Below are 9,150 nucleotides of genomic sequence, written 5' to 3' on the forward strand. Positions count from 1 at the left end.
TGTTATTATTTAAATCCTCTAGGGGATTTTTTTATTCTAAACCTATTTAAATAAAAGAAGTGCTCCAGTAAAAATAAAATAATCTATTGTTAATGAGGATGAATTTTAATTTTTCTGCGAATAATTATTTGTTTGGCTTTTACCTCATTACCCAATGTCTACTATTTTTTAGGAGCACTTAATCTATTTATGAGTGAATAAATAAAAAGAATTTGATATTCAGTGTTGATAAATAATAAGTAGCTGGTTTTAAACTGTTTTTAATCTGAAGTAATTAATTCTTCCATTTCATAATAGGCGATTGCTTTCTTCTTTAAAGGATTTGTACTCCAATCTTCCCATGCATTAGTGTAAGGATTATAGCCACATTTTAAAGGTTTAGATACATCAATATCTTTATTGTAATGCGTACGTTCTGTATAAGCTCTACAATCTGTGCATATATATCTAAACTCACAATCTTTACACACTTCAATTTGGTCTTTGGTAATATTCCAATATTTTTTAAAAAGAGGTTGTTGTAACGCTTCTTCTAGTGTGGTGTCTTTTATATTTCCAAAGCTTTGTGTCATGGAAGGGCAATTTTTTATATTGCCTTCTTTATCTATTGAAATTTTACGATTCAAGCAGGAATTATGGCTTAGTGATTCACTCAATAAATTAATATTTGAATAAAAATATTCTGTATTAATTATTCCACAATGTTTTTCATTTAGTATATTTCTTTCCACTTCTAAGATATATCCCATGTTTTCATTTATTGGATTGTAATTTTTTGTTGTTGGAGCATTATAGATTATTATAGCATGAATCCTACTATTTTTAAATACCAATTGTTCTATTTTTTCTTTATCAACATTTTTATTAAATGGAATTATGAAATCGACTGAAACTATTCTTGACTCAATATCAGAGATATAATCAAGAATCTCATTTAGAAAAGCAATGTTTACTATTTTGAAAAATCGAAATTGAACATAAGAGCATTTTAATATTTCAAATTGTTGAATTACAGCTTTATAATCATGAATAATTACATCAAAATCAACGATAGCATTAGTGATTTTAGAAGCATGTTGCCATTGTAAATTTATTTTTGGGAAAAATTGTGGATTCGAATTAAAAAAGATAAGCTTGTTTTTGATTAGAAAGTCAAAATATTCGTCAATAATCTCGTGATATTCATCATTAAAATCTTCTTTGATATTTTTGATGGTGTTACCATTATATTTTTCTAATATATCATATAACCCATTTGGAATGTAGAAATAAGTGTTGTTTTTAGTATCACAAATAACACTTCTATTCGCTCCTTTAACAGGAATACAGTCGGTAAAAAGGATAAAGTGTGTGTCTTTCAAATTAAATTATTTTCGAAATGGGTTTAACAAATGGCTTAGTTATATTCCTAGAATTTTGGTAGGCCTTAATCGCAATCAAATTACTTTTTGGTTTTTCTTGAATCAAATTTTGATTCTCACTTTGATTTTTAATTTTAAGACCATTAAAAACATTGATGGGTTTTCTAGTATTCATTTTTAATTTTTGAAGCTAAAAGTTTTTCAATATAAAAGTGGTAAGCATTATTTATAAAACTTACTTGTCCTGTAGGATTTATCTCTAAAAAATAGAATTCATCATTATAATACATTAAATCGGCAGAGCCATAATTAATAGTAAACTTTTTGAAAATAGCATCTAATTTGTTTTTAATATCAAGAGGTAATTCAAATGGAATTATTCTTAAATTTTCCATATTTCTCAGCTTCGTTCTATAGTCTATTTCGTTGTCAAAACAATAAATACATGCAGCATGAAATATTCCATCAATATAGATGACTCTAATTTCAAAATCGGCTATTATTCTTTCTTGAAAAAGAGAAATACTAAATTTATTAGGAACTTCATTTAAAATCTCTTCTGTAATTAAAAATGTTAGATTAAAATTATAGGTGTAATCTTCATCATAATACAAATAATCATCTAAAATTCTTTTAGATATAATGCCATTTTTAGATTGAAATAATTTAAAAAAGGATCTCAGTTTTTCTTTACTACTAGTTAATAAAGTATGCGGAATCTTTAACCCTTGTTTCTTAGCTTCCAGCATTACATCTAATCTATTAAACTCTATTTCTGATGTTCTTTTGCCTAACTTGTAAGTGCTCTTTTGCATTAAGTAAGCATCTGTAAGTACTTCATAACATTTGTCTTCATAAAAATCATAGCGCGAACCTACTGCACCACCATTAAACCAAATACTTTTTATTTCTTCAAGATTTTTATTTGTAACATACTTGTTTGTAATGGTATAAACATCCTTTTGATTGCTAAAATTGAGTTCGTCAATATTTATTTTATCTGATTCGCTAAATCTTATAAAGTCTTCGTCTAGACAATCGATAACCTGATTGACAAAATCATCTACATCTTTACTATAAATTAAAATCATAGCTAGTTATTTTTCGTAAAAGTACCAATCGTCAGTAAGTTGGGTTATGAAGTTGTAGTTTTCTTCATAATATCGATCCAATTCGAGTTCGTTTTCCTTTTCAAAAGAAATTACATCATATTGATTGTTATAAAAAGTAAAATTATATGGGTTTTTAAACAGATATTTTATTTTTTTTACTGTTAAATCATTTTCACTACAACCTTTTGCACTGTACAATTTCCCTTTGTAAATATGATAGCAAGAATTATATATTTCAGTTTTTAAATTATTTCTTGTATAATCATATTCGATATTTTTACCAAATTCAAACAGTTGTTTTTCAAGTTGCGGAAGTGTATTAACCTGAAGCTGTCTAGCATGCATGATTAAAACATTAAATTCTGGAGCATAATTTAATATTGTATCGTTTTTAGTTTCAATTCCTATTTTTTCTTCAGAGGGATATCCTTCTTTTTTTAATAAATTCACTAATTTTTCGGTAACTCTAACAGTGGTTTCATATCTTGTTTTATGATCTTTTCTAGTTGCTAAACGATAATCGATTTGATCTTCCTCTTTTAAGTTATCAATTTGTATTTTTAACTCGTTATTAAAGCTTAGTTTAGTATTTTTTAGAATGGAATCATAAGCAATAGAAAAATTTTTCCAATTTGGATTTCTTTTTAATGATACTAAAACGGAACTATTAAAATAGTTGATACCTACTCCTTTTTTTGCTAATTTTTCTCCCCAATAAAAAGCATTTTTATAATCTCTAGATAATGTTGCACATCGTAATGCATTATGAATATCTCTTGCAAACAATATCGGATATTCTTTGTCTAATAGTAGGTATTGCTCTTTTGCTTTGGCATATTGTTTTTTTAAAATAAAATCTTCTGCTTTTTCTGTAAAAGAATAATAAGATATGTCGTTTGTAGTTGCTTTATCTTTATCATTATCAGCCAATAGTTTGTTATTAACCATAAGCGTTTTGTAGGAAGGAATTTCTCTTGGTTCTATTTTTTTTCTTCGGTTCTTGTTTGGAGTATATACCATAGCACTCAAATCAAAAATTTCTGAGTAACAATTTAAGCCTCCAAAAGCAAGTAACGTATTATCTGTAATTTTTCCTTTAATTTTAAAATGTCGTTTTCCTTTAGGCGAGGTTTTGTACTGCGAAGAATTTTTAAGGTAGAAAGCAGGAAAGGTATCGAGTATTGTATTCTCATCAACTTGTTGATGATTTAATGTTACCTCAATAAATTCCTCATTCACAACGCTGCTGTAATAACAGTTTTTAATCGTGTCTTTTCTCTCTCCTAAGAATACATTTATATGGTTTTCTAAACCTGTTTCTTTTTTAACTTTATTGGCTAAGTCACCCCATCCACCAGATACATATCCTTCAATCTGCATGATGCTGTCATTTCGATTAAAAAGTGCTTTTTCAATTTCAACTCTTAAAAAATGCATGTGTCTTCCTTCCAGATAATGAAATAACCTAAAATCTTTACTCTTAAATTGAACCCCATAATTTATCAACCCTTTATAATTTCTATCGTCCACAAAATAAGGTTGTTTTAATGTGTCATTTTCTTTAGGAATCCACTTATTATTGAATTTCCATAAATGATAGGTTGCATCAAAAACTTTATTTTTATCAAAATGTATTTGTTTATACTCTTTTAAATTAACTTTTGATTGCCCTTGAACAAGGTAGAATGAACTAAAAAAAATAAAATAGAAGTAAAATTTCATAGGATTATTTTTCAAACAGATTATTTTAATATACTATTTAGTAATAAGCTTGAATACTATATTCTAATATTCAAGCTTAGAAAAAAAAGAAATTTAGTTTTATCTTGATTATCGATTGCCACCAATGTTTGGATCATTAATACAGGTATCTTCAACTCTTACAAAATTTGTTCTATTGTGTAAAGTTCTAATTCCTCCGTCTCTTATTGCATCATAACCGTAATCAAAAGTGAATGTTCTTCCATATTCATCTGTTTTACAAGCTGATCCTCCTGGAGTGGGTGTGTCACCTCCTTTCAATGTAAACATTTGTTCTTTTTTTAAGACCGCATCTTTAAATTTTGTTTCTTTTAAACTTTCAAGTTTCATAAATTTGTTATTTAATTAAATTAATTACAGTCATACTTTGTGTTCGTCAAAAACATTTAGAAAAGTATGGCTGTTTTTTTTAGTTGGAAAACTTTAAAACAAGAAAAAGCCAACTCTTTCTCTATTCTTGTTTGATAGTTTTGTTTTAGAAAATCTATCCATTCCTGTTTTGCTCGTCTTTTTAATGGGTTACTAGCAGCTGAATCAATCCCAGTATAGTGGCCAACTATTTTTTAAGAAAAGGGTTAGCAGTAGCTTTTCTTACATTTCATTCAAATTTATCTAACAATTCTATTATTTTTCTTAGCATCTTAACCAGATAATACACTATAATAAGAATTGTAATAATTAAAATGATTTGAAATAGGTAATTTATATCCATCATCATTTATTGTTTTATAAAGGAATAAAAAATATTTCTTATTTCTGATTTCAAAACTAAAGGTGTTTTTTGGGGATTGCAAACAAAGTAACTCGATATTCGGGAATTTCGACTGGTATTTCATGAATTGAATACTTTTTAAACACCGCAACAATAATATAAAACTTTATTTTGCAACATTTTAACAAGTCTCTTTGTTTGTTAAGCAAAAAATTATACTCAATTGTTTTACAGTTTTTTGAATGTTTTATTTTTTATTCATTTTGTGACAATTTATTTGGTGTCAAATGTTTTTGACACAATATTGTTTGACACAAGTTTGTGTCATTTTTGTTTTTTTTAAATTATTTTGTCACAGTTTTTAATAAATATTTTACAGAAACATGCTTAATTTATAAATAACATAATAGCTTAGTTATAACTATACAAGTTGTGAGAATAGCTAGTAATATAACCCCTAAAAATGCGTTAAAGGCTGAGCTAAAAAACATTAATGCATAATCTATTTGATCAAAGTAAACTATCCTTTATTCTTTTCTTGTTTTATAAGTTATCCTTTCCATAATTCATTTGTAATTAGTGAAATTTCTTCTTTATTCATTTCTAAATAACCTTTTTCGGTTATAATGTCTAATTCTTTCAACGATCTAAATCCATCTTCGTGAGACCATTTGCTTATGTATGGATTGTAGTTACATTCTTCCTTATGAGCCCAATTATTTTTCATTTTTACAGGTAATCGATTATCTACACATAATCTTCTAAATTCACAATCTTGACAAACTAATGTATCTTCTTTTTTTATATTCCAAAGCTTTTTAAACGTTGGTTTTTTTAAAACTGTAGCTATATCAAACTGATTATCATTATTTAGATTTCCATAGATTTCTTTTGTTTCTTGTGAATTTTTTATTTCACAATCCTTATTTATAAAGACTTTTTTATTAAAATAGGTATGATGCTTTAATGATTCCAAATAATTTATAAAATTTATTGATAGTCTAAAATGGATATCGTTCCAAGGATTTATATATCTATTTTTATTTATTGAAGGATCATCAATTTTAATTCCAGCAAAATTATTTAGTAATATTATCTTTTTAACTGATTTGATTAACTCGAAAAGATGTTTAGAATAAACAAATCCGTTTAAAAAAGTCAATTCAATCGTGTCAGATTCACATTCGTTTATAAAATCAACAAACAATTCAATTGATTTTAAAGAAGTATAATCAGCGAAAATAAAATTATATTGCAGTATATTTTGATTTTTAAGTTTATATAGGTTTTTAGAAGATGAACCAGATAATTCAAAAACTAAAGTTGCAATATCATAAGGTATTTGTATTTCATCATCTAAATCAATAAAACAATCTACAAGATCATCGCTTATTTCTTGAAGTAATCCTTTTTTATTAAGAAATTCAAAAACTTCATTATTTTTTTTGTCTACCATAAAATTATTTAATAACAATTGATTATATAAATCATTTGGCAAAAAATGAATTTTAGAGTTTAAGGAATCATATATCAAGGTTCTATTAAATCCTTTTGTTAAAAATATATTTTTAAAAAATTGATACATGCTTTATTTTTTTTCAGGAAAAAAAGATTGTCTAGGATATATTTCTCTCGCAAGATGCTTATTTGTTTGTAAGCTATTGCTTTCGATTTCATGAAAATTCTTTTCTGTAATTTCTGCAGACTGGATTTTCTTTATAATTATGGGTAATTTGATTTTGTAAATCATAAGATTTCTGCTATTTTTTTATGTAGATTATAATTACAAGGAAAAGAAACTTGTTCAAATTGGCCTACAGGATTAATTTCAAAAAGTAAATATTCATTTTCAGTGGTATATACTAAATCTAAACTTCCAGATTTTAAATCAATCAAGCGGCATAATTCTTTTAATTTAGTTTCTAACCCAATAGGTAATTTATATGGAACTACTCTGTTAGGGTTTTCAAAATCATAATTTCTAAAATCCAAAGACGTTTTTTCATTTTCTTGAGAAAAAATAGCTGAACTATAAAAAGTATTTGCAAAAAAGAAACTTCTAATTTCAAATTTCTTTTTAACTTCTTTTTGAATCAAAGTATTACTAATGTTTTCTCCATCTTCAAAACTTACTCTTTGTGTCATAGAATAGTAATTTTTATTCTCATGAAAAATTACTAAATCAGATATTGCTTTTGTTATGTAAGAATCTTTAAAATCAATTGATTCAAAATCATTAACTATATAGGTATTACTTATTTTTATCCCCAAATCTCTAGCTATAGAGAGCACTTTAAGTTTATTTATGTAGTTATCATCAAATTTATTTAAAATGGCTAGTTTATTTAATTCATATTCAAAAAATTCAATTGTTTTATGAAATTCTTTATTTAAAAACACATTGATTTTTTCATCTAAAGCTTGTTCTGTTTTATTTAAAATCTTTATAAAGTTTGGATTTTGAAATTTCAATTGAGACCTCCTATACCAATAGCATTTAAATTCAGAAAGTTTATATTCAAAATCATCAATGTCAAAAACGATATCTACATTTTTGTTTTCAATAATTATTTTTTTTATTGTAATTAGGTTCTTTTCTGAGATTCTTAAGAATTTTTTGTTATGATAGTTTAACCACGAACAAACAATATCTGTACTTGGCTCATTTTCATCGGAACAAATTAAAATGATTTTGTCATTTTTCATAATTTTCGGGTAATTGAACATTGTAGTTTTTACACTCCGTTTTTAAATCAATTAAAAAATGTTTTTTTCTTATAGTATCAATATTTATAGGATCTGCAAGACTCATTATAGCCGATTTATTATCATCATTTAGAATAAATACAGTACCAAAATAATTTTTATTTTCAGTAACATACCATTGATAATAATGATCATAAGTCATAGCATATTCACGTGGGGTTAATTTACCTGTTTCAACTAATGGCCATAATAAAGTAATGAACTCTAAAGCATCTTCTTTTTTTAAAAAACCAGCAATCGCATGATTTAAAAGCATTGTAATGGTATGTCCATTAAATCGTATGCATTTTCTCCTATCAGGGAATTTATTCTTTTTTAAAATTTCTAACATAAAATAACTACTAGGAGTTGCTCCATATTTTGAAATGGCATTGAATGCTAGAGAATCATTTACTTTATTATCATAAAACAAAAAACGCAAATCCTGAAAATAATGTTCATTATGAAGAAACGATTCAAAAATTTTATTATCCTCTGTATATGTGTTTTTTAAAAAGTCAGTTCTGAATTTTTTAATTTCTTTCTCATAATGCTGTAGTATGTATTCTTTAACTTTAGAAGTAAAAGAAAAAGAAGAGTAATCAATTTTATAAGGAATGAAGTTAACCAAAGTATCATTATCAATTTCATACCCTAGAGATACCGCTTTTAAGAATGCTTTTTTTGCTTTAGAAATTTCCTTTCGATTAAACAATTGCATGCTTAAACTCATTACATCTTCAGCAAAAGGAGTAGAAGTGGTTGTAATGGCTTTTTCTAGATAATAGAAGGAAGAATCGCTATCTGTCGTTTTTTTAGATTGGTTTAAAAGTGTATAATATGCTGTAAAATTTTCTTGAGAATGTATAGCATTATAAAATAAACTAAATAAAGAAACGAAAAGAATTTTAGATAATGAATCCATAATTAAAAAATATTAACTATTAGTAAAAAAATAAAGTGCTCCAGTAAAAATAAAATAATCTATTGTTAATGAGGATGAATTTTAATTTTTCTGTGAATAATTATTTGTTTGGCTTATGACCTCCTTCCGATGTAAATTATATTTTCTTTTGGAACACTTTATATTGTTTAAAATGGTTACTCTTGCGTTAATGTAGTTGGTACAGGTTGATCTTTTGTTCCTGCTCCTGTATTTTGATTATCCCAAACGCCATTACCTCCTTTTTCATCAGTAGTTTGAAATACTACATCATACTGAGTTGAACTTAATGCTGTGTCTGTGCCTCTTGAAGTATAATTTCCTCCAATACAAATTTGCATTTCGGTCTCACTTAATTGTAAGCTTTCAAAAAGCTTTGAATTTAATTTTTTCATAAATTTGTTATTTAATTAAATTAATTACAGTCATACTTTGTGTTCGTCAAAAACATTTAGAAAAGTATGGCTGTTTTTTTTAGTTGGAAAACTTTAAAACAAGAAAAAGCCAACTCTTTCT

8 protein-coding genes are annotated in these 9,150 nt (G+C 25.8%); all 8 read right to left on the reverse strand.

Annotated elements, in window-relative coordinates:
• Window positions 1-260 precede the first annotated feature (260 nt).
• Complete coding sequence (gwsS, locus tag HALO113_RS17825) at window positions 261-1,361, reverse strand: grasp-with-spasm system SPASM domain peptide maturase (protein WP_159780488.1); 1,101 nt, start codon at window positions 1,359-1,361, stop codon at window positions 261-263.
• A 164-nt stretch (window positions 1,362-1,525) separates the two neighbouring features.
• Window positions 1,526-2,452: a hypothetical protein gene (locus HALO113_RS17830; protein WP_159780489.1), complete on the reverse strand. Its 927-nt coding sequence runs from the start codon at window positions 2,450-2,452 to the stop codon at window positions 1,526-1,528.
• Between the two features lie 6 nt (window positions 2,453-2,458).
• Window positions 2,459-4,195 (reverse strand): hypothetical protein, encoded by a 1,737-nt coding sequence (locus HALO113_RS17835; RefSeq protein ID WP_159780490.1) that lies wholly within the window; start codon window positions 4,193-4,195, stop codon window positions 2,459-2,461.
• Between the two features lie 108 nt (window positions 4,196-4,303).
• Complete coding sequence (locus HALO113_RS17840) at window positions 4,304-4,564, reverse strand: TIGR04149 family rSAM-modified RiPP (RefSeq protein ID WP_159780491.1); 261 nt, start codon at window positions 4,562-4,564, stop codon at window positions 4,304-4,306.
• A gap of 932 nt (window positions 4,565-5,496) precedes the next feature.
• On the reverse strand, window positions 5,497-6,402 hold the full coding sequence (locus tag HALO113_RS17845) for a hypothetical protein (RefSeq protein WP_159780492.1): 906 nt from the start codon (window positions 6,400-6,402) through the stop codon (window positions 5,497-5,499).
• Between the two features lie 290 nt (window positions 6,403-6,692).
• Window positions 6,693-7,652 carry a grasp-with-spasm system ATP-grasp peptide maturase gene (gene gwsG, locus HALO113_RS17850; protein WP_159780493.1) on the reverse strand — a complete coding sequence of 320 codons (960 nt, stop codon included), beginning with the start codon at window positions 7,650-7,652 and terminating at the stop codon, window positions 6,693-6,695.
• On the reverse strand, window positions 7,642-8,616 hold the full coding sequence (locus tag HALO113_RS17855) for a hypothetical protein (protein WP_159780494.1): 975 nt from the start codon (window positions 8,614-8,616) through the stop codon (window positions 7,642-7,644). Before HALO113_RS17855 ends, gwsG begins: the two co-directional genes overlap by 11 nt.
• A 176-nt stretch (window positions 8,617-8,792) precedes the next feature.
• Window positions 8,793-9,029, reverse strand: coding sequence for a hypothetical protein (locus HALO113_RS17860; RefSeq protein ID WP_159780495.1), 237 nt, complete (start codon window positions 9,027-9,029; stop codon window positions 8,793-8,795).
• Window positions 9,030-9,150 lie beyond the last annotated feature (121 nt).

Source organism: Flavobacterium sp. 9AF (assembly GCF_902506265.1).
GTDB lineage: Bacteria > Bacteroidota > Bacteroidia > Flavobacteriales > Flavobacteriaceae > Flavobacterium.

Excerpts from the sequence above, each read along its gene's own strand:
- HALO113_RS17830 (WP_159780489.1), bottom strand. The coding sequence starts at position 2,452 with ATGATTTTAATTTATAGTAAAGATGTAGATGATTTTGTCAATCAGGTT.
- HALO113_RS17835 (WP_159780490.1), bottom strand. The coding sequence starts at position 4,195 with ATGAAATTTTACTTCTATTTTATTTTTTTTAGTTCATTCTACCTTGTT.
- HALO113_RS17840 (WP_159780491.1), bottom strand. The coding sequence starts at position 4,564 with ATGAAACTTGAAAGTTTAAAAGAAACAAAATTTAAAGATGCGGTCTTA.
- HALO113_RS17845 (WP_159780492.1), bottom strand. The coding sequence starts at position 6,402 with ATGGTAGACAAAAAAAATAATGAAGTTTTTGAATTTCTTAATAAAAAA.
- gwsG (WP_159780493.1), bottom strand. The coding sequence starts at position 7,652 with ATGAAAAATGACAAAATCATTTTAATTTGTTCCGATGAAAATGAGCCA.
- HALO113_RS17855 (WP_159780494.1), bottom strand. The coding sequence starts at position 8,616 with ATGGATTCATTATCTAAAATTCTTTTCGTTTCTTTATTTAGTTTATTT.
- HALO113_RS17860 (WP_159780495.1), bottom strand. The coding sequence starts at position 9,029 with ATGAAAAAATTAAATTCAAAGCTTTTTGAAAGCTTACAATTAAGTGAG.